This is a genomic window from Pantoea sp. Lu_F5_004, assembly GCF_051136245.1.
In the GTDB taxonomy this organism is placed as follows: domain Bacteria; phylum Pseudomonadota; class Gammaproteobacteria; order Enterobacterales; family Enterobacteriaceae; genus Pantoea; species Pantoea agglomerans.
Genome location: NZ_CP194946.1, coordinates 2,440,208 through 2,466,181, shown reverse-complemented (window position 1 = coordinate 2,466,181; position 25,974 = coordinate 2,440,208). Strand labels below are relative to the sequence as shown.

At 58.4% G+C, this 25,974-nt stretch carries 20 protein-coding genes and 1 pseudogene; all 21 read left to right on the top strand.

What is annotated here, in order from left to right; all coding sequences use genetic code 11:
- The first annotated feature begins 3 nt into the window (after positions 1 to 3).
- The 21 genes and pseudogenes from tssM (at position 4) to ACR8BN_RS11290 (ending at position 25,753) form a co-directional block, all read left to right on the top strand.
- A pseudogene (gene tssM / locus ACR8BN_RS11390) lies at positions 4 to 3,632 on the top strand (type VI secretion system membrane subunit TssM).
- Positions 3,633 to 3,646: 14 nt separating this feature from the next.
- Positions 3,647 to 4,363, top strand: a complete 717-nt coding sequence (gene tagF / locus ACR8BN_RS11385) for a type VI secretion system-associated protein TagF (RefSeq protein WP_434746947.1) — start codon at positions 3,647 to 3,649, stop codon at positions 4,361 to 4,363.
- Positions 4,364 to 4,379: 16 nt separating this feature from the next.
- The gene (gene tssA / locus ACR8BN_RS11380; RefSeq protein WP_031292999.1) at positions 4,380 to 5,393 is read left to right on the top strand and encodes a type VI secretion system protein TssA; all 1,014 of its coding nucleotides are present in this window, start codon (positions 4,380 to 4,382) and stop codon (positions 5,391 to 5,393) included.
- Positions 5,394 to 5,474: 81 nt separating this feature from the next.
- Positions 5,475 to 6,008 (top strand): type VI secretion system contractile sheath small subunit, encoded by a 534-nt coding sequence (gene tssB / locus ACR8BN_RS11375; protein WP_010246114.1) that lies wholly within the window; start codon positions 5,475 to 5,477, stop codon positions 6,006 to 6,008.
- The gene (gene tssC, locus ACR8BN_RS11370) at positions 6,005 to 7,504 is read left to right on the top strand and encodes a type VI secretion system contractile sheath large subunit (RefSeq protein ID WP_434746946.1); all 1,500 of its coding nucleotides are present in this window, start codon (positions 6,005 to 6,007) and stop codon (positions 7,502 to 7,504) included. The genes tssB and tssC overlap by 4 nt, the downstream gene beginning before the upstream one ends.
- A 138-nt stretch (positions 7,505 to 7,642) precedes the next feature.
- Positions 7,643 to 7,855, top strand: coding sequence for a hypothetical protein (locus tag ACR8BN_RS11365; protein WP_434746945.1), 213 nt, complete (start codon positions 7,643 to 7,645; stop codon positions 7,853 to 7,855).
- 240 nt (positions 7,856 to 8,095) lie between these two features.
- Positions 8,096 to 8,578 (top strand): Hcp family type VI secretion system effector, encoded by a 483-nt coding sequence (locus ACR8BN_RS11360; RefSeq protein WP_031592956.1) that lies wholly within the window; start codon positions 8,096 to 8,098, stop codon positions 8,576 to 8,578.
- Positions 8,579 to 8,628: 50 nt separating this feature from the next.
- Entirely contained in the window at positions 8,629 to 9,120 is a 492-nt protein-coding gene (locus ACR8BN_RS11355) for a type VI secretion system amidase effector protein Tae4 (RefSeq protein ID WP_137228646.1), read from the top strand.
- Entirely contained in the window at positions 9,117 to 9,476 is a 360-nt protein-coding gene (locus ACR8BN_RS11350; protein WP_434746944.1) for a T6SS amidase immunity protein Tai4 family protein, read from the top strand. The genes ACR8BN_RS11355 and ACR8BN_RS11350 overlap by 4 nt, the downstream gene beginning before the upstream one ends.
- Positions 9,477 to 9,485: 9 nt before the next feature.
- A complete protein-coding gene (locus tag ACR8BN_RS11345) occupies positions 9,486 to 9,881 on the top strand; it encodes a lysozyme inhibitor LprI family protein (RefSeq protein ID WP_434746943.1) in 396 nt (131 codons plus the stop codon).
- A 396-nt stretch (positions 9,882 to 10,277) separates the two neighbouring features.
- Positions 10,278 to 12,149: a type VI secretion system-associated FHA domain protein TagH gene (gene tagH / locus ACR8BN_RS11340; protein WP_434746942.1), complete on the top strand. Its 1,872-nt coding sequence runs from the start codon at positions 10,278 to 10,280 to the stop codon at positions 12,147 to 12,149.
- A complete protein-coding gene (locus tag ACR8BN_RS11335; RefSeq protein WP_010246078.1) occupies positions 12,146 to 12,937 on the top strand; it encodes a PP2C family protein-serine/threonine phosphatase in 792 nt (263 codons plus the stop codon). Before tagH ends, ACR8BN_RS11335 begins: the two co-directional genes overlap by 4 nt.
- Before the next feature lie 10 nt (positions 12,938 to 12,947).
- Entirely contained in the window at positions 12,948 to 13,922 is a 975-nt protein-coding gene (locus tag ACR8BN_RS11330) for a hypothetical protein (protein ID WP_434746941.1), read from the top strand.
- Between the two features lie 16 nt (positions 13,923 to 13,938).
- Positions 13,939 to 14,766 carry a type VI secretion system accessory protein TagJ gene (locus tag ACR8BN_RS11325; protein ID WP_425025430.1) on the top strand — a complete coding sequence of 276 codons (828 nt, stop codon included), beginning with the start codon at positions 13,939 to 13,941 and terminating at the stop codon, positions 14,764 to 14,766.
- Positions 14,756 to 15,331: a type VI secretion system baseplate subunit TssE gene (gene tssE, locus ACR8BN_RS11320; protein WP_010246069.1), complete on the top strand. Its 576-nt coding sequence runs from the start codon at positions 14,756 to 14,758 to the stop codon at positions 15,329 to 15,331. Before ACR8BN_RS11325 ends, tssE begins: the two co-directional genes overlap by 11 nt.
- 2 nt (positions 15,332 to 15,333) lie before the next feature.
- Positions 15,334 to 17,205: a type VI secretion system baseplate subunit TssF gene (tssF, locus tag ACR8BN_RS11315; protein WP_434746940.1), complete on the top strand. Its 1,872-nt coding sequence runs from the start codon at positions 15,334 to 15,336 to the stop codon at positions 17,203 to 17,205.
- A complete protein-coding gene (gene tssG, locus ACR8BN_RS11310; protein ID WP_434746939.1) occupies positions 17,202 to 18,248 on the top strand; it encodes a type VI secretion system baseplate subunit TssG in 1,047 nt (348 codons plus the stop codon). Before tssF ends, tssG begins: the two co-directional genes overlap by 4 nt.
- Before the next feature lie 54 nt (positions 18,249 to 18,302).
- Positions 18,303 to 20,912, top strand: a complete 2,610-nt coding sequence (tssH, locus tag ACR8BN_RS11305) for a type VI secretion system ATPase TssH (protein ID WP_083068313.1) — start codon at positions 18,303 to 18,305, stop codon at positions 20,910 to 20,912.
- A 27-nt stretch (positions 20,913 to 20,939) separates the two neighbouring features.
- Complete coding sequence (locus ACR8BN_RS11300; RefSeq protein ID WP_434746938.1) at positions 20,940 to 22,445, top strand: serine/threonine protein kinase; 1,506 nt, start codon at positions 20,940 to 20,942, stop codon at positions 22,443 to 22,445.
- Positions 22,446 to 22,461: 16 nt separating this feature from the next.
- A complete protein-coding gene (gene tssI, locus ACR8BN_RS11295) occupies positions 22,462 to 25,179 on the top strand; it encodes a type VI secretion system tip protein TssI/VgrG (protein ID WP_434746937.1) in 2,718 nt (905 codons plus the stop codon).
- A 13-nt stretch (positions 25,180 to 25,192) separates the two neighbouring features.
- Positions 25,193 to 25,753, top strand: coding sequence for a hypothetical protein (locus ACR8BN_RS11290; RefSeq protein WP_031592972.1), 561 nt, complete (start codon positions 25,193 to 25,195; stop codon positions 25,751 to 25,753).
- Positions 25,754 to 25,974 lie beyond the last annotated feature (221 nt).

Here is a 25,974-nt window from a genome sequence, read left to right as displayed (position 1 = left end):
TCCATGCTGAATATTCTGTTTGCGGTGCTGACCAGCCGCCTCGCGTGGGGCTTTGTCGGCATTACCGCGCTCTCTTTTATCATCTGGGTGATTGGCCCGGTGTTCTCAATCGTCGATTCGCGCCCGCTTGAGCCGGAGCAGAACCGCATTATCAGTATCGCGCTGCTCTATCTGGTGTGGGGCCTGGGCCAGGCGATTCCGCGGCTCTATAACATCTGGCTCAATCGCAAGCTGATGTCGAGCCTTGAAACCGGCAAAAGCGATACGCCGGAAGCCGAACGTCAGCGCCTGACCAGTGAAGAGCAGGTGCTGGCAGGGCGTTTCTCCGAAGCCACTGACATGCTGAAAAAGGCGCACTTCCAGCGCCACAGCAGCAAAGGCACGCCGTTCTGGGCACAGCGTTTTGGCCGTCAGTATCTCTATCAGCTGCCGTGGTACATGATCATCGGCGCGCCCGGTGCCGGTAAAACCACCGCGCTGGTCAACTCGGGCCTGCAGTTTCCGCTGGCAGATAAGTTCGGCAAGTCGGGGCTGCGCGGGATTGGCGGCACCCGCAACTGCGACTGGTGGTTCACCAATGACGCGGTACTGCTCGATACCGCCGGGCGCTACAGCACCCAGGAGAGTCAGCAGGAGCGTGATGCCAGCGAATGGCATCATTTTCTCGACCTGCTGCGTAAATATCGCGGACGTCAGCCGATCAACGGCGTGATCGTCACGCTGAGCGTTTCCGACCTGCTGTCGCAGTCGCCTGAGGCGCTGCGTAATCAGGCGCTTGCCCTGCGTCAGCGGCTGATGGAGCTGCACGATCGTCTCGGCATCCGTTTCCCGGTCTATGTGCTGGTCACCAAAGCGGACTTGCTCAAAGGGTTCCGCAGCTACTTTGCCTCGCTGGATAAAGCGCAGCGTGAACAAATCTGGGGGTTCACCTTTCCCTGGGCGAAGGCGTCAGCCGCCGATTTTGAGCTTAACAACCAGTTCCAGCAGGAGTATTCCCTGCTAAAACAGCGTCTGGATGCCGGACTGGCCGATCGGCTGCTGACGGAAAGCGATGCGCAGGCGCGGGCAGAGAGCTATCTCTTCCCGCAGGAGTTTGCGGCGCTGCGGCCGTTGCTGGCAGACGCGCTCGACACACTGTTTGCCCGCTCCGATTTTGAAACCCAGTTCGCGCCGCGCGGTATCTACTTTGCCAGCGGCACCCAGGAGGGACTGCCGTTTGACCGGGTGATGGGCGAGCTGAACCGCGCACTGAATCTGCCGGGGCAGCAGGCTGGCGAGTCAGGAAGCTGGGATAAGGTCGATAAAGAGTCGCCCATCCCGCAGAACAAAGGGCAGAGCTTCTTCCTGAAAGGGGTACTGGAAAATGTGATTTTCCAGGAGTCCGGTCTGGCGGGCAGCAACCGCTGGTGGGAGTTGCGCAACCGCGCCGGACTCTGGTCGGGCTATCTGGCGCTGCTGCTGATATTGCTGGTGGCCGGGGCGCTGTGGCTCACCAGCTACAGTAAAAACAAAGCCTATCTGCAGGAGATGGCCGCTAAAGCGCCTCAGGTTGAACAACTGGGCGATCAGCTTCAGCAGCAGGTCAATGGCGATCTCTTTGCGCTGGTGCCTTATCTCAACACTCTGTTGCACCTGCCGGAGAGCGCCGACTTCTCACTGGAAGCACCGCCGCTGACGCGCCGCATGGGGCTTTATCGCGGCACCGAGGTCAGCGATGCCACCCGTGCGCTCTACGACAAGGCACTGAAACAGCTGCTGTTGCCACAGGTGGCGCAGAACATCACCCGCTGGCTGCGTAATGACAACGGCAGTGATGCTGACTACAGCTACGAAGCGCTGAAGGCGTATCAGATGCTCTATCAGCCAAAGCACTACGATGGCAAATTCCTGCAGGCATGGCTGATGCTCAACCTGTCACGCGAACTGCCGCAGAACGTCACTCAGCAGCAGGTGAAACAGCTGGCGTGGCACCTGCAACAGTTGCTGGAGACGCAGATTCACTCGTCGCCGTATGCGAAGGATGAAGCGCTGGTAAAGCGCGAGCAGGCGCTGATTAATCAAATGCCGCTGTCACAGCGCGTCTATGGACGGCTGAAGCGCCTGCTGCAACGTGATGACAGCCTGCAGCCGGTGACGCTGGCGGCGTTGGGTGGCCCCCAGAGCGAGCTGGTGTTTTCCCGCAAAAGCGGTAAATCGGTCAATGACGGTGTGGCGGGTCTCTATACGCCGGATGGCTACTGGCAGCACGTGGATAAGCAGATTGCCCCTGTGACCCAGGCGTTATATCAGGACGATCTCTGGGTGCTGGGCGGCGCGGCGCCGCAGCAGAAAAGTGATCAGACGGATCTTGCGGTGCGCCAGCTCTACGTGCAGGACTATATCCGGCAGTGGGAGCAGTTCCTCAGCGACATTCAGCTCAACAGCAGCGCCGATCTGTCGCAACGCATCAACACTGCCCGTTTGCTGTCGGGCAACCATTCGCCGCTGCGCCAGCTGGTGATCAACCTCGGTGGTCTGCTGACGCTGAACCGGGCGCAGCCGGATGAGAAAACCGCGCAGGCAGCAAAGCCGTCGGATAACAGCGCCACCCGCACCCTTGAAGCGCTGTTTACCTCTCCCGAGGCCAGTGCCGCGCGCGGACAGGCTGCCACCCAGGCATCACCGGAGCAGGCCGTCGCGCTGCACTTTGCGCCGGTTCTGGAGCTGGCCCAGCCGCTGCAGCAGGGCAGCAAGGTGCTGGCGGTGGATGACTTCCTGCATCAGATTGATGATCTCTATCGCTACCTTACCGCCGTGCAGGATGCGGCGAACAGCGGGATGCCCCCCCGGCCAGCGATGCCATCAGTCGTCTGCAGGCCAGTGCCGGCCGTCTGCCGGGTTCATTGCAGAACATGGTTTCCAGCATGGCGGTGGGTGCCAGCAGCGACGCACAGCGCCGCGATATGGATAACGTCCGTAAGCGCATCACCATGGAAGTGGGCAGTTTCTGCCGCCAGGCGATCGCCGGTCGCTATCCGCTGGTTCGCTCTGCGCGCAGTGAGGTCACACCAGACGATCTGGCGCGGATGTTTGCACCCGGCAGCGGCATGATGGACAGCTTCTTCCGCGACAACCTGGCCAGCAAAGTCGACACCACCAACGCGGCGTGGCGCTTTACGCCCGGCATTGACGGTAAAACCCTGCCGGGTGGCGAAGCCCTGCTGCGGCCCTTCCAGCAGGCGCAGTCAATTCGCGATGCCTTCTTTGCCAATGGTGCGACCACGCCTGGCTTTCGCGTCACGCTGCGCACGGTAAAAATGGATAACGACATCCTTAACCTGACGCTGGATGTGGATGGGCAGATTTTACGCTACAGCCACGGACCGCAGGCGGTGCAGATGGTCAGCTGGCCCGGCCCCGGCGGCACCAGCCAGGTGCGGATGCAGTTGGGTCTGACCAACGGCACCACCTCCACGCTGGTCACCAGCGGTCCCTGGGCGCTCAATCGCTTCTTTGACCGCGCCCGGCTGACTGCGGCAGGCGGTCTGACCCGCGAAGCGAGTTTCAGCGTGGACGGTCATCAGGTCACGCTGTCGTTCACCCCTGGCAGCATTCGTAACCCGTTCCAGCTTCCCGGCTTTAGCTGCCCCTGAAACAGGACCCGACAATGACTCATTACGCTGCACCCTGCTGGTACGGCAAAGTGCCCAGCGCGGGCGACTTTGTGAAGCGCCGCTTCCCGGACGTGCTCTATCGCCAATGGTCCAGCTGGTTTCAGGTGGGCCTGCATCACTGGCAGAGCAGTCAGGATAGTGATAACGCCCCGTCGCGCCCGTTCCTCAACGCGCCGGTCTGGAATTTTGTGGTGCCGCCGATGCTGGGCAGTCAGCTGATTCAGATGGGCTGCCTGATTGCCGCGCGTGACAGCGTGGGCCGTAACTACCCGCTCTGCGCGCTGCGCCACTTCACGCCCGCCGAGTGGTCGCCAGCCCTGCTGGCGCGCTCCGGCGAGTGGTATCAGCAGGTCGGCAACACGCTGCTGCGGGTGGTGCAGGGCGGCGGGTCACCGGAGCAGCTGGATCAGGCGCTGATCAGCATTCCTCAGCCGCAGCCGCCGCAGGAGTCGGACGAGACGTCAGACATTCTCAACGTCATCGGGCATGGCGATACCCCTTCGACGCTGAACTGGACACTGCCGGGCGAGAACTTCGACCCGCAGTTCTACACCAGTTTCTGGTGGACCAATCAAAGCGACGGTTTCCCGCTTTATACCCAGGTTCACAGCGGTAATTTTACCGCCCAGCTCTTTTCGTTGCTGTTTGATCCGGCCGGTGGGGCAAAGCCGGGACGAAACGGACTTTATCCCCCGATGTTTGAATCCTGAGGCGACACGCATGACGATGAATACAGAGGCTCTGCTGGCTCCGGTGAGCGAGGACAATCCCGGCGGCGATAACCTGGAGTATCACGCCGATTTTCAGGCGATGGAGCAGGCCAGCGCCGGTAAAGCGGAGCAGCAGTTCGGCAATACTATCATTCCGGCAGAACCGGCCGACTGGAACAGAGTTGAGAAGCTGGCGATAGCGCTGCTGGCGCGCAGCAAAGATTTACGGGTAATGCTGGCGCTGACCCACGCCTGGACCGAACTGAAAGGGCTGCCGGGCTATGCCCAGGGCCTGAAGCTGATTGAACAGGCGTTGTTGCTCTACTGGGAGCCGCTGTGGCCCCGGCTGGAGGAGTTTGGCGAGCAGGATCCTTTCTACCGCATTAATGCGCTGGCGTTGCTGGGTGACAAAACCGATCTGAGCGGCGCGGTGCGTCAGTGCTGGCTGCTGCGCTATCCCTCTGACGGCATCACGCTGCGCGATGCGGCCGCCCTGTGCGACGGCAGTAAAACCGAAGTCGCGGACTATCCTGGAGGCCTGCCGCGTCTGATCGACGAACTGGCGCGCGGCGACCAGCCCGGTATTGAGGCGGTGCTGCAGATTCATGAGCGGCTGCAGACCATCTGCGAAACCGTGACCGAACGGCTGGGGGAAGCCGCGGTGCCGGAACTCACACAGCTGCGCAGACAGATTGCGCTGATCGCTGAACGTTGCCAGGCCACCGATCTGAATGCGCTGATCCCCACAGCCGCCGTGGAACAGCCCGCAGAAACCGCGGCATCGCCTGCACCGGCCAGCCCGCGCGCTGCCGCTGACTGGCGCACGGTGCAGATCAGTTCCCGCGCCGACGCGCAGCTGATGCTGGAGAAAGTGAAGCTCTACTTCACCCAGCATGAGCCGAGTCATCCGGCCCCGCTGATGATCGACCGTGTACAGCGCTTAATCGAGCGTGACTTTCTGGAGATCATCCGCGAACTGGCACCCGACGGCGTACATCAGCTGGAAACCATTTTCGGACGTCGCGATTAAGCAGGCGTGACGCACACACACTCAGCGGGACCTGCGCGCCTGCTGTGACACTTTATCCGCGCATCATGTATGGAGAAAACCATGGCAACAAGCAAATCCAGTGGGCAGAAGTTCATTGCCCGCAATCGCGCGCCTCGCGTTCAGATTGAGTATGACGTGGAAATTTATGGCGCGGAACGCAAAATCCAGCTCCCGTTTGTAATGGGCGTGCTGGCGGATCTGGTGGGTAAACCGCTGGAGCCACAGCCAGGCATTGATGACCGTAAATTCATGGAAATCGACATCGACAACTTCGATGAGCGCATGAAAGCACTGAAGCCGCGCGCCGCGTTCCAGGTAGACAATACCCTGAATGGCGAAGGCAAGCTGAACATCGATCTGACCTTTGACAGCATGGATGACTTTTCGCCGGACGCGGTGGCCCGCAACGTGGAGCCGCTGAGCAAGCTGCTGGAAGCGCGTACCCAGCTGGCAAACCTGCTGACCTATATGGACGGCAAAAATGGCGCAGAAGAGCTGATTGGTAAGGTGCTGCAGGATCCTACACTGCTGCAGGCCCTGACCCATCTGCCAAAGCAGGATGAGGCCACTGAAGGTAAGGAGCCGCAGGCATGACGCAGACTTCACAACAACCGCAGTCGCAGGGCGCAGCCAGTTTCAGTCAGGATGAGTTCAGCGCGCTGCTGAATAAAGAGTTCCGGCCAAAAAGCGATCAGGCACGTGCTGCGGTCGAAAGCGCGGTGAAAACCCTGGCGCAGCAGGCGCTGGAGAACACCGTTACCGTCTCCAGCGATGCCTATCGCACCATTCAGGCGCTGATCGCGGAGATCGACGAAAAGCTGTCGCAGCAGGTGAACCAGATTATTCACCATCCGGAGTTTCAGTCGCTGGAGAGCGCCTGGCGCGGCCTGAGCTATCTGGTGAACAACACCGAAACTGACGAGATGCTGAAAATCCGCTTTATGAGCATCTCCAAGCAGGAGCTGGGTCGTACTCTGAAGCGTTACAAGGGTGCCGGCTGGGATCAGAGTCCGCTGTTCAAGAAGATTTATGAGCAGGAGTATGGTCAGTTCGGCGGCGAGCCGTTTGGCTGCCTGGTGGGCGACTACTACTTCGACCACAGCCCGCAGGATGTTGAGCTGCTGGGTGAGATGGCGCGTATCGGCTCAGCCGCGCACTGTCCGTTTATCACCGGCACCGCGCCCGAAGTGATGCAGATGGAGTCCTGGCAGGAGCTGGCGAATCCACGCGATCTCACCAAAATCTTCCAGAACACCGAATATACTGCCTGGCGCAGCTTGCGTGAGTCGGAAGATGCACGCTATCTGGGTCTGGTGATGCCGCGCTTCCTGGCGCGTCTGCCTTACGGCATCCGTACCAACCCGGTCGACAGCTTTGACTTTGAAGAGCAGACCGATGGTTCGGATCATGGCAACTATACGTGGAGCAATGCGGCTTACGCGATGGCCGCCAACATCAACCGCTCCTTCAAAGAGTATGGCTGGTGCACCGCAATCCGCGGCGTGGAGTCGGGCGGGGCAGTGGAAAATCTGCCGTGCCACACCTTCCCGAGTGATGACGGCGGCGTGGATATGAAGTGCCCGACCGAAATCGCCATCAGCGATCGTCGTGAAGCCGAACTGGCGAAAAATGGCTTTATGCCGCTGGTACATCGCAAAAACTCTGACTTCGCTGCCTTTATTGGTGCGCAGTCACTGCAGAAGCCGATGGAGTATCACGACGCCGATGCCACCGCCAATGCCCGTCTGGCCGCGCGTCTTCCTTACCTGTTCGCCTGCTGCCGTTTCGCGCACTACCTGAAGTGCATCGTGCGCGACAAGATCGGCTCCTTCCGTGAGCGTGATGAAATGGAACGCTGGCTGAACGACTGGGTGATGAACTATGTCGATGGCGATCCGGCTAACTCCTCGCAGGAGACCAAGTCACGCAAGCCGCTGGCGGCTGCCGAGGTGAATGTGGAAGAGCAGGAGGATAATCCTGGCTATTACTCCGCGAAATTCTTCCTGCGTCCGCACTACCAGCTGGAAGGGCTGACGGTTTCTCTGCGTCTGGTCTCTAAGCTGCCGTCGCTGAAAAATGATAATGCATAAGGGCTGAAAGGGAGTCGTGATGCCGGGGATGACCTGGCATCATTCATCCTCTGAATTACAGGTTTATCAGGCGCGAAAGGTTTTTGCGCCTGATGGCTGACAGAAAGGTTGCTGAGATAAATGTCAGGGAGGAACAGGATGCTTAAAAAATCAGCTTTGCGCTTGCTGCATTATCTGCTGGTTTTTATTTCTTCTCTTATTTTAATCACCTGTGCAGGTTATTACCTTTTCTTCTGTGACTGGAATATCACGATAATGGGGAAAATAATTAACGGCATTATGATTACTACTTCAGTTACTGCATCGTTCGGTTTTTACTGGGCGGCGGATAAGCTAAGAGAAATTTATTAAGTGCATATCTGCTTCCTGAATGCCTGTCAGAACCTCGATTTCTCATCATGAGAAATGAATAAATCCATTGCCCGGCCCGGTGCCCGGCAACGCAATATCTGAAATATGGTTTATGACGATATTTCAGAAGCAAGGCAAAGGTAAAATATGGACTGTTTTATTCAGCCCCATGCTTTTCTTTTTGCCATATCCTTGCTTTTTTTGAAAGCAATAATCTCAACCAATAAAGAGTGAAAGATAATGGCTATTGATATGTTTATGAAGGTTGACGGAGTCACCGGCGAGTCTAAAGACTCAAACCACTCTGGCTGGACTGATATCACCTCTTTCTCATGGGGTGCTTCTCAGCCAGGCAACATGTCTGTTGGCGGCGGCGGCGGTGCCGGTAAGGTTAACTTCAACGACCTGCACGTTAATGCACTGATCGACAAATCCACCACGGCGTTGCTGAAGAACTGCGCAAGCGGTAAACATCTCGCTAAAGTTGAACTCTCAATCTGTAAAGCGGGTGGCTCTCAGGTTGAGTATGCACGCATTACCCTGGAAGACGTTCTGGTGACCGCTGTGAATTACAATGGCTCCGACAACGGCGATACCCTGGGAATGACCTACTCCTTCCAGGCTTCTAAAGTGAAGCAGCAGTACTGGGAGCAGAGTTCTTCCGGCGGCAAAGGCGCAGAGAGCAGCGCCGGCTGGGACATCAAAGGCAACAAAGAAGCGTAATATTTTATAGCCGCCTCCCCTTCGGGGGAGGCTTTAAAAGGAGTTCTGCTATGGCACATTTGAGACCTCAGTTTTCGGCCGCCTGGAATCGCTTCTCTGAAGTCAATGTAGGAGTAGAGAAGGTGGGGGAAATACTGGGTGGAAAAGTAGAGGCGAATATCACCGCCGGAATTTTCGAGAATGCCTGCCCAATAAGAATGAGCTATGTTCTTAATTACACTGGTGTTCATGTTCCCGCAAACAGCCGTTATGCGACCGTAACGGGTAAAGACAAAAAGCGTTATATGTTTCGCGTCAACGATATGATGGACTTTTTAGTCGGTGCGTTTGGTCAGCCAGACCTGACTGTGACCTCACCAAAACCCGGCTCATTTAACGGTAAGCAGGGGATCATTGTGTTTCAGGGGAGTGGCTGGAGCAATGCCCGTGGGCACGTGACACTCTGGAACGGCAATATCTGCTCTGATACCTGTCACTTCCTGGGTGGCGCAGAAAATGGTAGTTTTGTTCCTGATGTTGCCTCCTTGTGGATACTGAAATGAAAAAATTCCTGATGTTATTTGCTCTGACTTTATCTCCTGCGGCGCTGGCGATAACGCCACCGGTGCCAGACTCCTTTAAGCAACCGGAGATTTTCAGCAACTGGCTTCTGAACCGTTGTGCAGGAAAAGTTGCGACTGACAAGGCTTTCACCGATGATGCATTTAAAAGCGCGTCAGCCTGGTTAGAGGTAAGCCATCTCCCTGTTGAAGCATTCAGTGATGGTGATAAGTTAATCAATGCGTATCTGAAGATGAACCTGACTGGCTCGGTCACAGGAAACTTCAATATGATGAAATGCACGTTGCTTTCGCAAAGTCAGGATGCAAAAACTCTCTATAATAAGTATAAAAAATAGATATCTCATATGAAAAATTTTTTATTTTTAATGCTGTGTGTCTCAGTTATTTACGTTCCCCCCGTCCACGCGATGAGTGATTGCTCAAAGGGAAATAACGTTCAGGAAGCTAATGAATGTGCAGAAAAAAATAAAACAGAGTCAGAGCTGAATTTAAATAAAGAGTACAAGGCTGCGAAGGCTCGAATTGAGAAAATTTATAAGGGCCATGGTGAGGAGTCAAGCCAGTATAGAAGCGCCTTTGTTGATACTCAGCGTAACTGGCTTAAATACCGTGATAGTCAGTGCGGTCTTGAAGCCTATGCCGCTGAACAAGGCAGCGATGCTTATGTGAGTGCCATAAATTTCTGTATTGACCGTCTCGATCAGGAACGCACCGCGATTCTGAAGCAGTTGCCTTATTGATTATGCCTCTGGCTCATTTCTTTCCCGGCCTGACACACTCTTCATAGTGGATGGTGAATGTTGTGGTGCAGTGTCAGGCCAAAGCCTTATTGCCACCAGATGATCTTGTTTAAATGAAATTCATACAGGTCAATCATTTTTTATTTATATAAAATCAATGCCTATTCTTTTCCGTATTAACGTTGTGCCATTTTAATTCGAAAATTTATAAGCTGTGATGTAATGCATTTAATTTATTAAGCAGTTGCTCTGTTAATTTAATTAATAAATTTATCGCCACTATTATTTAAGATAAAAACAACTCCCAAAATTAAATCCCCCCGCTCTCTATACCCCGCGCCTTTCCCCGAGAGGTGCGCGGTATAGATGCCGAACCGCTAACCGCAGGAATCCGTTATGCGCTTTACGATAATAACGACTAAACCCGGCCAACAGCCGCCGCAAACTCATTGTGATTTCTTTCCGCCCGGCGGCACCATTGGTCGCGGCGTGGATAACAATCTGGTGCTGCCGGATGACGATCGCACACTCTCCCGCCTGCAGGCGATTGTGCACATCACGGCAAATGGCGAATGTCGCCTGACCAACCGTGGCAATGTGACGCGCGTGTTACTCAACGATATTCCGCTGGAACGCGGACGTCAGGTTGAGCTGCAGGATGGAGACATACTGGGCATTGATGATTACCAATTGCTGGTCAGCGATCTCAACAGTGTGCAGCAGCCGCAGAGTGAAAGAGCCGTTCCGCGTCCTGAGCCGGTGCAGCCCGTAGCACCCGTCCGCGAACCGTCAGCGGAAAAAGCCAGCACCACCGCCGCCATTCCCAGCGAAATCTGGGACAGCCTGGCGAAAGAGTTTTCGATTTCGGACGATCTCTCTAAACGCAAAGCTGCGCCAGAGATGCCCGAGGCCCATCCGCTGACCGCGCCCGCTCGTCCTGACCGAAATCCGGAAGATCCGCTGGCTCAGCTGATTAACGACGCGCCGCTGGATTATGGGCAGCAGCCAAAAAACAGCAGCCTGTTTGATGAAGGCGATGCGCTGTTCGGACAGCAGAGTATTTTTGACGACCGGACGCCAAGCACGCTGTCTGCTCAGCAGAACACGGCGCCACCGCAGGCTGAAACGCCTGCCGCTGAACTTGATCCGCTGAGCCTGTTTGACGGTGAGAGCAGCGTGGATGCGCGCAACCATGATGATCCGCTGGGTCTGATGATGGGCAACGCGGTGCCGCTGGCCCAGCCGGAGCTGACGACGCCGAAACCGGCCACGTTGCATGTGCCACCTCAACCGGTGGCAAAAACTGAGCCGATGGCCGCACGTTCATCGGAGCAGGATCCCGCCAGCCTGACCGACATGGATCACTCACCGCTGTTCAGATTCGACGAATCACAGCATGAGACTCACAGCCAGCCTCACCCTGAGGCACAGCAGCAGTCGCCGCTGATTGACGAGGCGCTGCCCGGCCAGTCTGACGCGATAAATCCACAGATCGACTACGGCGGAATTACGCTGCCCACGCCGCAAGCGGTACAGCGTACGCCATCCCCGACGCCGAAAGGGCGGTTGCGCATCGATCCCGTTGCTTCCGGTCGCCACCATGCCGCCGCTGCGCGCCCGACGACACCCAGCGAAAGCAGCGGTGATGCCCTAAAGGGCGAACTACTGGATGCGTTGCTGGAGGGAATGGGTCTGCGCGACCTGCAGCCGACGCCGCAATTTGACCGTGAGCAGATGCTGCAATTCGGGCAGATGCTGAGCATGTTTTCGCAGGGCACGGTGGCGCTGCTCTCTTCGCGTTCGATCCTCAAGCGCGGGGTGAAGGCAGACATGACGGTGATCCTCGACGACGCCAACAACCCGTTCAAGCTACTGCCTTCGGGCAAAACCGTCTTAATGCAGATGTTTGGCAGCCGGATGCCGGGCTTTATGCCGCCGCGTCAGGCAGTGCGTGATGCGCTGATCGATCTGCAGGCGCACCAGCTGGGCATGATCGCCGGTATCCGCGCCATCATCGCCTCAATGCTGCAATCCTTTAATCCGGAGCAGCTGGAGGAGGAGGCGCGTCAGGCGGGATCGGTGTCACGTATCGGCCTGCCTGGCAGCCGTAAAGCGGCCCTCTGGGAGCATTTTGTTGAGCGCTACGGCGAGACGGCGGGCGAGATCGAAGATGATTTCCACACCCTGTTTGGCGAAGCGTTCCTGCACGCCTATGACCTGGAAGTTAATCAGTACAAAGACTCACAAACCCACACGGATGACGCATGAATATCACTATTGCCTCGACGTCGAATCAGGGCGATCGCGCCAGTAACCAGGATCAGATCGGTGATGTCATCGGTAAGCGCTCGGCCTGCTTTGTGGTCTGCGACGGTGTAGCCGGGTTTCCCGGCGGGGACATCGCGGCATCGATTGCCCGCAGCAGCCTGCTGCAGTCTTTTGATGGCGATGCGCATCTCAATGCGCAGTCGATTCGTAACTACGTCAATCAGGCGAATCACGCCATACGCCAGCAGCAGAAAGCCAGCAGCGAACACAGCCGGATGGGCACCACGCTGGTCAGCCTGTTCATCGACCGCGACTACCATCTGGCCTGCTGGGCCCATGCAGGCGACAGCCGCCTCTATCTGTTCCGTCGCGGCTATCTCTATCTGGTCACCACCGACCACAGCCTGGTGCAGCAGATGAAAGATGCCGGACATCGCACCGAAGGCATCAACAGCAATCTGCTCTATTTTGCGCTGGGTATGGGCGATGAGCAGCGCGACGCCAGCTACAGCGAGGTGGTCGGGATTGAAGATGGCGACGCCTTTTTACTCTGCACCGATGGTTTCTGGCACGGCGTGACGCTGGAACAGATGCAGCAGTCGCTGCACATGGTGAATACGCCGGAAGAGTGGCTGACGCTGATGCAGCAAATCATCAGGAACGATCAGCCGGATCAGGGGCAGCAGGATAATTTCAGCGCGCTGGCCGTCTGGATTGGATCACCTCAGGACACCACCTTGCTGCACTCGCTCTCTGAAGCGGCGCAGTTCTTCCCTCTGCGAGATTGAGAACGCCAACATGAAATATGGATTACTGGGTCTGGCTGCGCTGCTGCTCAGCACGCACGCTTATGCTGAAAACTATCGCATCGTACAGTCCCCGGCACAGAAACTGGATGTCTGGATTGATGACGTAAAAAACAATCAGCTGTCGAGCTGGTGTAACAGCACCATTAACCTGCGCATCGTCACCCTGGGCGAAAAAAACGCCGCGGTGCTGAAAGATTTTCTGCCGCGCGTTGCCGGACTGATGGCGTCACAGTGTAAACCGCTGCAACAGTTGCACTGGCAACTGACCGATGCGCAGGGGAGTGAAATTGCTACTGGCAGCGCCGCCCGTGCGCAGCAGTGGAAAACCGTGGTGACGCCGCCCGTGACTCAACCGGTCCAGCCGACGGCTACGGCGGTCCCCGCAGACGCACTACGCAACGCCGCTCAGGCCGACACGTCGCCGTGGCTGCAATTCAGTCTGCTGGACGGCTGCCATTTCCGTACCTGGTGGCAGCACCCGGCACAGGGCAGCGCGCTGTTTGTTCCGGCAAATCAGGGGCTGATCTGTGGTTCGGATGGCTGGCTAAGCGGACACAGCCGCCTGACGCAACAGGGTAACGGCGCACCTGCGGCAGTCGGCGTGACTTTCGTGCAGGGTTTTCCGGTGATGGGGCTGAGCAATCAGTCGCCCACTGCCGAACTGCATATCACCACGGTCAACAGTGAACGCATGGTGCTGAGCAATGAAAAATCCCCGGATAGCTGGCTGATTCTGCCGTTCAGCAACCGCTTTAACGGCTGGCAGGCAACTCGTCAGGTGGTGGTGCAGATGCCCGTCAGCGAAGCGGCCGATCAGAGCGCGCTGCAGGCACGTCTGCAGGAAGTCCGTAAAGTCTGGTCGCCGTGGATCAGTGGCGATGCCGCGCTGAGCGTGCAGCTGGTGGAAAAACTCCATCCTGAACTGAAAGATCCCGCCGCTGCGGTCTACCGCACCCTTAACTGACGCAAAAGGAGTTTGCATGGAATCCTTACAACACCGTCTGGCCAGCGCCACCCTCGGTGAGACGCTCGCTGACGTGACCCGCCAGATTCAGGCAAATCCGGCGAATGCTGACCTGCGGGCCGCCTTTGTGCAGCTGCTCTGTCTTTCCGGCAACTGGGCGCGCGCGCAGACGCAGCTGCAATCCTGGCTGGCGTTAAGCCCACAGGCGCAACCGACAGTTAATCTGCTGCAACAGGCGATCGCCGGTGAGCTGCAGCGTGACGCGGTGCTGCGTGGCGAGGTCGACCCGGTGCTGCCGGGCAGCGCCTGGCACTGGTGCGACACACTGCTGGCCGCCTTGCAGGCCGAGGTAGCGGGTGATGTCGCGCGCGGCAGCACGCTGCGGGCTGAAGCGCTTGAGCTCGCGGCTGCCAATCCTGGCACCGCGACGCAGCAGGATCAGCCCACCGCATTCAGCTGGCTGATGGATGGCGACAGCCGTTTCGGGCCAGTGTGTGAAGTTATCAGTCAGGGCCGCTATTACTGGATCCCGTTTGCCGCCATTCGTGAGATGCAGTTTCAGGCACCCGCCAGCGTCACCGATCTGGTGTGGCGTCACACGCGTGTGCAGCTGGTTGATGGCAGCGAGCAGGTGTGCCAGATTCCGGCGCGCTATCCGCTGCTGGCGGCATCTGACGAACGTTTTCTGCGCGCCAGCGTCACCGAATGGCAGCCGCTGGGCGACGATCCGGACCAGTTCATCGGTCAGGGGCAAAAAATGTGGCTCAGTGACAGCGCGGAATTTTCGCTGCTGAGCCTGCAGCAGGTCGCGTTTGACAGCGTTGAGTCCGCCGATGAGCCATGATTCAGGCGCGCAAAACGACGGCTATGCCCAGCTGCATGGCGGCTTTCGCGCGCGTAAAAAACGCGATGCGTTAACCGCCCGCGACAAGCTGCAATCCTCGCTGCTGGATCGCCTGACCGACAACGCGCCGGATAAACAGCAGGAAGCGGATAACAGCATGCTGATCACTCACAGCACCCTGCGCCGCCACGTACTGCGCGATCTGCAGTGGCTGTTCAACACCATCAACAACGAAGCGCAGCAGGATCTCAGCGGCTTTGATCAGGTGCAGCGCTCTGTCTGGAACTTCGGTGTGGCACCGCTGGCCGGGCAGAACGTCTCCGATATCGAATGGCAGGATATGCAGCGCAAAATGACCAACGCCATTCTGCACTTCGAGCCGCGCATCCTGCCGCAGGGTTTACAGGTGCGCTGCGTCAGCGATCTCGGCTCGCTCAGCCTGCACAACGTGCTGTCGATTGAGATCAAAGGGCGGCTCTGGTGCGTGCCTTATCCGCTGGCGTTTCTGTTCCGCACTCAGGTTGATCTGGAGAGCGGTCATTTCGAACTACAGGATGCAGGGTAATCATGGACAGCAATCTGCTCGACTATTACAACCGTGAACTCGCCTACCTGCGTGAGATGGGGGCCGAGTTCGCTGCGCGCTACCCTAAAGTGGCAGGACGTCTTGGCATGCGCGGCATTGACGTGGCGGACCCCTATGTCGAGCGGCTGATGGAAGGTTTTGCCTTCCTGACGTCGCGCGTGCAGCTGAAGATGGATGCGGAGTTTCCGCGTTTCTCGCAGCGTCTGCTGGAGATGATTGCGCCATCCTATCTCTCGCCAACGCCGTCAATGGCGATCGCTCAGCTGACGCCGGACAGCCGCAAAGGCGACATCACCCAGGGCTTTCGCGTGCCGCGCGGCACCATGATGGAGAGCCAGAACCTGAAAAAAACCGGCGTGACCTGCAGCTACACCACCGCGCACGATGTGGTACTGCATCCGCTGCGCATCAGTGAAGCCAGTCTCGGCGGCGTGCCCGGCGATCTGCCCTCTGGCGAGCTGAAACTCGGCGGTCTGGGCGCGGTCAGTGCGCTGCGTATCCGCATCAGCTGCGAAGGGATCTCCTCGCTCAGTCAGCTCAGCGTGGACGATCTGATGCTGTTTCTCAGCGGCCCGGATATCCAGGCACTGAAACTGCTGGAGCTGCTGATGCAGCACCGGGTGGGAATCGTGCTGCAGTCGGTTGAGAAGCGTCCGCAGCGTCAGGTGCTGACGGATGACGCGTTACAGCAGCAGGGCTTTGCGCCGGAGCAGGCGCTGCTGCCGGACGATCTGCGCAACTTCGACGGCTATCGTCTGTTGCAGGAGTATTTCGCCTTTCCGGCGCGCTTCCAGTTCATCAGCCTGAGCCAGCTGGCCCCGTTTCTGCGCCGCTGCGACAACGCCATGGCGTTCGACATCATCATTCTGCTCGATAAGGCGGACAGCGCGCTGGAAAGCGTGGTCGATCACAGCCATCTGGCGCTGCACTGCACGCCGGTCATCAATCTGTTCCCGAAAACCGCCGAGCGCCTGAAGGTCAGCGACAGCCAGCATGAATATCATCTGGTGGTGGATAACATCCGTCCGCTGGATTATGAGGTGCACTCGGTGCAACGGCTGTTCGCTACGGTAGAGAGCAAGCGGGAAGAGCAGGTCTTCCGTCCGTTCTGGAGCACCTTCAGCGGTGACCAGGGCGATTACGGCGCCTATTTTTCACTGCGCCGCGAACAGCGCACGCTGTCAGAGCAGGCGCAGCGCTACGGCACGCGGACCGGTTACATCGGCTCAGAAGTCTTTTTGTCGCTGGTGGATGAGCATCACGCGCCGTGGCACGACGAGGTGCGCTATCTCTCAGCCGACGTGATGTGCACCAGTCGCGATCTGCCGCTGATGCTGCAGCAGGATCAGGGCAACTTCGTGATGCCGGACTCCATTCCGGTGTCGGAACTGAAGCTCTGCAAAGGGCCGACGCCTCCGCGTCCGGCGCTGGCCGAGGGACTTTCCGCGTGGCGGCTGATCAGCCATCTGCAGATGAACTACCTCAGCCTGATGGACAGCAGCGACGGAGAAGGCGCGGCGGCGCTGCGCCAGTTGCTGAGCCTCTACGCCAACCTGGCGGAAGCACCGGTCGCACGTCAGATTGACGGCATCCGCCACTGTACGCTCAGCGCGGTCAACCGCCGCGTGCCGGAACCGGGTCCGGTGGTGTTTGCGCGCGGCGTCAGCATCACGCTGGAAGTGGATGAGCAGGCATTTTCGGGAGCCAGCCCGTGGCTGTTCGGCAGCGTACTGGAGCGGGTCTGTGGCCGCCTCGTGGCGCTCAACAGCTTCACGGAGTTCACCCTGAACAGCCAGCAGCGTGGAGAAGTGGGCTACTGGCCGCCGCGCATGGGCCGGAAAGCGCTGATATGAGTGGCGAAAAGGTGATTTCGCTGCCCCGGCTCACCCGTCTGCCGGATGATTTCTGGCAGCGGGTGATGGCCGCGCCGTGGCGCTACGATCTGTTCCAGCTGCTGCGGCGGCTGGATGCGCAGGGCGGTCAGCGCTATCCGCTGGGCCGTGCGCCGCTGCCGAAGTTCGAATCGGTGCGCATCGGTCAGACGCCGTCACTGGCGTTTGCGCCCGCCACCGTCGCCAGCGCCACGCCGCGTGACGAGGCGGGACGTCATGAGCTCTCCATCTACAGCTTCGGCCTGTTTGGCCCCAACGGCCCGCTGCCGACCCATCTGACCGAATATGTGCATGAACGTATCGTGCATCATCAGGATCACAGCCTGTCGGCGTTTGCTGACCTGTTTCACCATCGCGCTACGCTGCTTTTTTATCGTGCCTGGGCCGATGCGCAACCGACCGTGTCGCTGGATCGCCCCGACGACAGTCGCTTCCTGAACTATCTCGCCTGCCTGGCGGGTATCGGTTTACCGGCCCAGCAGCAGGCCAGCTCGCTCAGCCTCCATGCCCGACTGATGCTGGTGGGCCACCTCAGCCGCCACGGCCACGATGCCGAAGGGCTGGTGCGCATTCTGCGCCACTACTTTGGCGTGCCGGTCAGGCTGACGCAGAACCTGCCGCACTGGCTGACGCTGGACAGCCGCGATCAGGCCCGACTGGGCGCGGGACGCCATATGCCCCGGCTGGGCGCTTCTGCATTTCTCGGCGTGGCGGTGCGCGACGTGCAGCACCGTTTTCGTCTGCACCTGGGACCGCTCAGCGCCGCGCAGTATGCCCGCTTTCTGCCGGACGCTCCCGGCGCGCAAGAAGTGCGCGACTGGGTGCGTCACTACCTCGGCATCGAAATGCAGTGGGATCTCAGCCTGATCCTGGCCGCTGACGAGGTGCAGGGTGTGGCGCTGGGTGGAGATGCCCGACTCGGCTATACCAGCTGGCTGGGGCATGCGCCGCAGCCGCAAGATCGTGAAGATTTTATGTTTGAGGTTGAGGCTGATTCGCGCTAGCCCAGCCGCTTTTCCTGTTACACAGCCTGCGTCTTTCATTGAAGAGAGCCCCCTATGTCAGAAATCAGCCGTGCCGTGCTATTCGGCAAACTGGATACGCTGTTATTTACCTCGCTGGAAAGCGCCACCGCCTTTTGCAAACTGCGCGGCAATCCCTATGTCGAACTGGTGCACTGGCTGCATCAGCTGATGCAGCAGCAGGATGGCGACTTACAGCAGGTCATCACACATTTTTCACTGGATGAAAAGGCCCTGACTCAGGACATTGTTGCCGCGCTGGATCGCCTGCCGCGCGGTGCCAGTGCGGTCTCCGACCTCTCCGAGCATATCGACAGCGCCGTTGAACGGGCGTGGGTTTACGCCTCGCTGAAATATGGCGCGACCCGCATTCGCGGCGGCCATCTGCTTATCGGCATGCTGAAAACCTTCAACCTGGCCAGCGTGCTGAAAGGCATCTCCGGTCAGTTCAGCCGCGTCAACGCCGATGCGCTGCTGGCGGAATTCGACACGCTGCTCAGTAACAGCAAAGAAGCGCAGCAGGCGCTGAGCGCACCGGCGGATGCTGGCGGCGCACCGCCCGCCGCCAGTGGCAGTACGCTGGCACAATATGCGCAGGACCTGACGGCGCGTGCCCGTGAAGGCCGTATCGATCCGGTGACCGGACGTGACGACGAAATCCGCCAGATGGTCGATATCCTGATGCGTCGTCGCCAGAACAACCCGTTGCTGACCGGCGAAGCGGGCGTCGGCAAAACCGCGGTGGTCGAAGGCCTTGCGCTGCGTATCGCGGCGGGCGATGTGCCTGCGCCGCTGCGCGATGTGCAGCTCTGGCTGCTGGACATCGGCATGCTGCAGGCGGGTGCTGGTATGAAAGGGGAGTTTGAAGCGCGACTGCAGGCGCTGATCAATGAGGTGCAGTCCAGCCCGACGCCGATTGTGCTGTTTGTTGATGAGATCCACACCCTGGTCGGGGCAGGCGGTCAGCAGGGCACCGGTGATGCCGCCAACCTGCTTAAACCGGCGCTGGCGCGTGGACAGTTGCGCACCATCGGCGCGACCACCTGGGCCGAATACAAAAAGTACATTGAGAAAGATCCGGCGCTGACCCGTCGCTTCCAGACCGTGCAGGTGCAGGAGCCGGATGAAGCCAAAGCGATTCTGATGCTGCGCAGCACCGTCAGCGCCCTGGAAAAACATCATCGGGTGCTGTTGCTGGATGATGCGGTCAGTGCGGCGGTGAAACTGTCGCATCGCTACATTCCGGCGCGCCAGCTGCCTGACAAAGCGGTGGCGCTGCTGGATACCGCCTGCGCCCGCGTGGCGGTCAGCCAGGGTGCGCAGCCCGCGGCGCTGGAAGATTGTCTTCACCGTCTGGCGGCGCTGGAGATTGAAGCAGAGATCATCGAACGTGAAATCCGGGTGGGCCTGGGCGACGCCACCCGCCAGCAGGCGATTGCAGCGCAGCGCACTGCGCTGGAAGCCGAGCGGGATGCGCTGCAACAGCGCTGGCTGCAGGAGCGCGAACTGGTCGAGACGCTGATTGCGTTGCGCGCCCGCTGTGTGACAGAAGAGGATGCGGCGCTGCGTGAACAGCGCGATGCGACGCAGCAGCAGCTTACTGCGCTGCAGGGCGACACGCCGCTGCTGTTTGCCGCCGTCGATGCAGGCGTGGTGGCTGCCGTGGTGTCGGACTGGACCGGCATTCCGCTGGGCAGAATGGTGAAGAATGAGATCGACGCGGTGCTGAATCTGGCCGATACACTGAACCAGCGGGTCATCGGCCAGCGTCACGGTCTGGATCTGATCGCCAGACGGGTACGCACCTCGCGCGCGCGCCTTGATAATCCCAACAAGCCGGTCGGTGTGTTTATGCTGTGCGGGCCTTCCGGTGTGGGTAAAACCGAGACCGCGCTGGCGCTGGCCGAGTCGCTGTATGGCGGCGAGCAGAACATCATCACCATCAACATGAGTGAGTTTCAGGAGGCGCACACCGTCTCGACGCTGAAAGGCGCACCGCCGGGCTACGTCGGCTACGGCGAGGGCGGCGTGCTAACCGAAGCCGTTCGCCGTCGCCCCTACAGCGTGGTGTTGCTGGATGAGATTGAGAAAGCCCATCCGGATGTGCATGAACTCTTCTTCCAGGTGTTTGATAAAGGCTGGATGGAGGATGGCGAAGGCCGGCACATCGATTTCCGCAACACCATCATCATTCTGACCTCCAATGTCGGCACGCAGTTAATCAGCGCGATGTGTGCCGATCCTGAACTGATGCCCGATCCCGACGCCCTGAGCACCGCGCTGCGTAAGCCGCTGCTGGAGGTGTTCCCGCCTGCGCTGCTCGGCCGCCTGCTGGTGGTGCCGTATTACCCGCTCAGCGACGCGATGCTGGCGGAGATTGTGCGGCTGCAGCTGGCGCGCATTGTGCGTCGTCTGGCCGAGAACCACGGCATTGAGGCGCAGATCGACGAGTCGGTGGTGAGCCAGATTGTGCAGCGCTGCACCGAAGTCGAGTCGGGCGGTCGCATGGTGGATGCCATCCTTACCAACACGCTGTTGCCACAGATGAGCCAGATCCTGCTGAGCGCCCATGCCCGCGATGAACGCTATCGCCGCGTCGATGTGCGTTGTGAGCAGGGTGAATTTGTCTGCCAGTTCGCGGTTTAAAGCCTGGCTATCAGAGAGTAATTGAATATGTCGGAACATGATCAACCCCTGAATGTCCCCAACGCCTTGCCGCTGGGTTACCGCTTCAATGAGTTTGAAATCAAAGAGGTCATCGGCGGTGGCGGCTTTGGCATCGTCTATCGCGCCTGGGATCACCAGCTTGAGCGTGATATCGCGATCAAAGAGTTTATGCCCGCCTCACTGGCAGTGCGCAGCGATGACCTGAATCTGGTGCTGCGCAGCGAGCGGTTCAGCAAGACCTTTCACGCCGGACTGAACAGCTTTATTCAGGAGGCGCGGCTGCTGGCGCGCTTTAATCATCCCAACCTGCTGCACGTGCTGCGTTTCTGGGTGCAGAACGACACCGCCTATATGGGCACGGTGTTCTACAGCGGCACCACGCTCTCGAACTTCAGCGAACGCAATCCGCAGTCGGTGAATGAGGCCTGGATCCGTCGCATGTTGCCACCGCTGCTGGGCGCGATCAAAACCATCCATGAAGCGGGCTATCTGCACCGCGATATTTCGCTGGATAACGTCCAGATTCAGAGCAGTGGCGAGCCGATCCTGCTGGACTTCGGGTCGGCGCGTAAAACTATCGGCAATCTGTCGGATGAGAGCGAGACGATGCTGCGTCCCGGCTATGCGCCGATTGAGCAGTACAGCGACAACGACGAGAGCGAGCAGGGCGCGTGGACCGATATCTACGCGCTGGGCGCGGTGCTGCATACCCTGATTACCGGTGCGCCACCGCCGGTCAGCGTGGTGCGCAGCATCGAAGATAACTACCAGCCGCTGGTGCAGCGTCGTATGGCGGGCTACTCGACGGCACTACTCAGCGCCGTCGATCGCGCGCTGGCGCTGAAACCGGAAGATCGCCCTCAGAGCATTGATGATTTTGCTGCGCTGATGGCGCTGCCGGAACGTGAACCGGAACCGCTGCTTAGCGCAACAATCAGCGGACCGGGCACCATGCTGGTGCCGATTGAAGAAGAAGAGGAGGTGATCAAACCCGCCTCGAAACTGAAAACGCTGCTGGGACACCGTTTTGCACTGCCGGGCCTGGTTGCCGCTGGCGTGCTGGTCGGCCTGGGCGCCGGTCTGCTGATGTCACGCGGTAACGAACAGACACCGCCGGCTGAGATCGCGCAGAACGACGCGTCTGCCGTCACCGTCGCGCCGGTTAACCAGCCGGTTGCCGCGCCACCAACCCAGGCTGAAGCCTCACCGGATACGGTTGCCAGCACTCCGGCTCAGACGTCTGAGCCCGCGCAGACCGCCGCGCGTGAACCCGATCCACAACCGGCACCACCGCCCGCGCCGGTCGCCCAGGTCTATATCCGTCTGCAGCAGGGTGAACGCGTTCAGGTGAACGGTCAGCCGCAGGCGCTGGTGCCGGCGGTGAATGGCTTCGCCACGCTGCAACTGGCACCGGGCAACTACACCTTTGCCATCAGCGGCCAGAGTGGCACCCGCGAACAAACGCTGAACATCAGTGAAGAAGGTGTCTGGTTGCTCGATCCACACAGTTAATAGTCAGGGATTACTTATGTTCTCACGCATTACTGCACAGCTGCCGGCGGACGGCCTGCTGTTCCATACCCTTAAGGGCACCGAGACGCTGTCCCGTCCGTTTGTGCTCACCGCTGAACTGCTGGCCACCGACGCGCGCATCGACCGCCACGCCCTGCTGGGGAAGCCGGTGACGTTTACGCTGCCGACCGATGGCCTGATGAACGCGCTGAGCCCGCGCTACCTCAACGGCAAAATCACCCGGGTGGCGGTGCGCAGCCAGGAGCTGAGCGGCACCCGCTACGCGGTCTATGCGCTGACGGTCGAGCCGGACCTGTGGCCGATGAAGCGTGACCGCAACCTGCGCATCTTCCAGAGTCAGACGGTGCCGCAGATTGTGCAGACGCTGCTGAAGGAGTACGGGGTCAACGTGGATACACGCCTGGCGGGTAGCTACCGGGTGTGGGAGTACTGCGTACAGTATCAGGAGAGCAGCCTGGACTTTATCAGCCGCCTGATGGAGCTGGAGGGGATTTACTACTTCTTCCGCCACGAGGCGGACAGACACACGCTGGTGCTGTGCGACGCGCCGGACCAGCATCAGGCGTTTCCGGGCTATGAGACCATCGCCTATCACGTCACCCCGTCGGGCGGCGTGGTCACGGAAGAGGGCATCAGCCAGTGGTCGCTGGCGGAGAGCGTGACGCCGGGCATCTACAGCACCGACGACTACGACTTCCGCAAGCCGAACGCCTGGATGCTGCAGGCGCGGCAGAACCCGGCGTCGCCGGTGCCGGGGTCGGTGGACGTCTACGACTGGCCGGGCCATTTTGTCGACCACAGCCACGGCGAGTCCTACGCGCGCATCCGTCAGGAAGTGTGGCAGGCCGAGCACCACAGCGTCAGCGGGTCGGGCACGGCCACCGGCATCGCGCCGGGCTTTACCTTCTCGATCATCAACGCGCCGCACTTCAGCGACAACGGCGAGTATCTGGTGACCTCGGCGACCTATGACTTTGCTGAAAACAGTTACGCCAGCGGCGACACCGGCGACAGCCGTCACAACATCCACTTCATGGTGCTGCCGTCGTCGGTGACCTACCGCACGCCGCCCGAAACGGCGTGGCCGAAAACGCACGGCCCGCAGACCGCGAAGGTGGTGGGGCCCAAAGGCGAGTCGATCTGGACTGACCGCTACGGCCGGGTAAAGGTGAAGTTTCACTGGGACCGGCTGGCGAAGGGTGACGACACCAGCTCCTGCTGGGTGCGCGTCTCCAGCGCCTGGGCGGGCCAGGGATTTGGCGGGGTGCAGATCCCCAGGGTCAACGACGAAGTGGTGGTGGACTTCATCAACGGCGATCCGGATCGTCCGCTGATCATCGGTCGGGTTTACAATGAGGCAAGCATGCCGCCGTGGGCGCTGCCGGCAGCGGCGACGCAGATGGGGTTCCTGAGCCGGTCGAAGGATGGCACGGCGGACACCGCGAACGCGTTAAGGTTTGAGGATAAGTCGGGTGAGGAACACCTGTGGATTCAGGCGCAGAAGAACATGGATACGCATGTTAAAAATGACGCCAGCCATTCAGTCGCCAACAATCACAGCCACTACGCGGGCGGCAATGAGCTCTACCGTGTCGAAACCAACCGTGTCCACGGTGTAAAAGGTGGCGAAGAGCGGCTGACCGGTAAGAGCAAACTCGATGCGGTGGTCGATACCTATGTAGTGGGTTCGGGGACTAAACTTCGCCTTGAATGCGGAGAGAGTGCTATCGAACTGAATGCGAACGGCCAGATCAATATTGTGGGCAAGGGCTTCAATATTTTTGTGCAGGGTGATGGTCATATCACCACCTCTGGCGGCAAACTGAACCTGAACACGGATGGCGCGAAGCCGGGCACAAGCGCACCGGGCTCCAGTCATAAACAAAACATCAGCCAGGCCGTAGAGAATCTGTTCCCGCCGAAGCAGAAAGGACAGGCGGCTCCGGCTGCGCCAAAAGCTGCGGCGGCACCGGCGAAAGGGGCGGCTGCACCGTTAGCCAATACTGCTTCTGGCGATAAGAAGAGCAAATATGACTACTCGGTAGATGAGATGGTCAAAAAACAAAAAGGGCTTAAAGCCACGCCGGTGAAATGGGATAAAACTAAAAAAGGCTTCGTAAACGCCACCGAGGACGATATCAAAAAATATGTCGATCCTGCCAACCACATGGAAGGCAAAGACAAATATCAGTTTGTGGATCTTTCCTCCTCATCTGGGATCAGTAAAGATGATATGAGCACTTTCCTTAAGGATAAGGGCACGCTGTCCGGTCAGGAACAGACTTATCTGGATGCGGCAAAAAAATATAATGTTAATGAAGCGTATCTGGCTGCCCATTCCGCGCTGGAGACGGGAAATGGCACCAGTGAGTTAGCCAAAGGCGTCATGGTTAATGGAACCAAAGTTTATAATATGTACGGCATAGGCGCGCTGGATGGCAATGCGGTGCAAACCGGCGCTAACTACGCTTATAAACAGGGCTGGACAACACCCGCGAAGGCCATCGATGGTGGTGCTAAGTGGATATCTGATAAGTTTGTTGGCTCTGGTCAGAATACTTTGTATAAAATGCGCTGGAATCCGGCCTCGCCGGGAACACATCAGTATGCGACAGATGTTAACTGGGCTACGGCTCAGACAACCAGCATGAAGAAAATGTTCGACAGTTTTCCGAATGCGAATCTTTCTTATGACATACCTGAGTTTAAATAAGGGACTGATAAAAATGATTTTTCCTATGAGAAAGGCAGTATTTTTGTTTGCGCTGCTGTTCCCTGCCGTTCAGGTAAATCTGGCTACTGCGGCGGCAAGCATTACGGCCCCTGCTGCCTTAACAGCCGCTGACTTTAGTGTGAAAATCAATAATCATCCTTTTACCTTAGGTGATAAATGGAGCGATGAGACTCAGAAGCAGGCGGGCACGCAGATAAGTGAAAACTTTGTTGGCGATGTGCCTGCCGGTGACACCAGTTTTAAGTACTACCAGCACAAATATGATGGTTTTGAAATCTACACTGCCAATCTGTTCTGGCAAAAAGAGCAGCGTGATATCGACAGCTACCTTATTGCACAGATCACCATCAACACTCCTGCGATCAAAACAGCGAGAGGCGTAGGACCAGGCGACAGCCAGGATGTGCTGGTCAGTAAATATGGTCAAGGCACAGTGGATGACAGTGATAATCAGCATTGGTTATATTATGATGCTGATAACAAACGCATGTCATTTCAGTTAGAGCATAAAAAAATCAGTCATATTATGATGACGATTAATACGGATGAATAATAACAACCCTGCGTGATACGTCACGCAGGATTAAATTAACTTATTAATCTTATTTTTTTGATTAAATAATTTTAAGTCCGCTAATAGGTTTTAATTTCCTGCTCCTGAAGTATGTGACCAATAAAATAAATGCCACATTCATTCAAGACCTGGTTAACTGTATACAACAGCATGCCATCTGGCGAGTTGAATGATTATTTAAAAAGAGAATAATCAATATG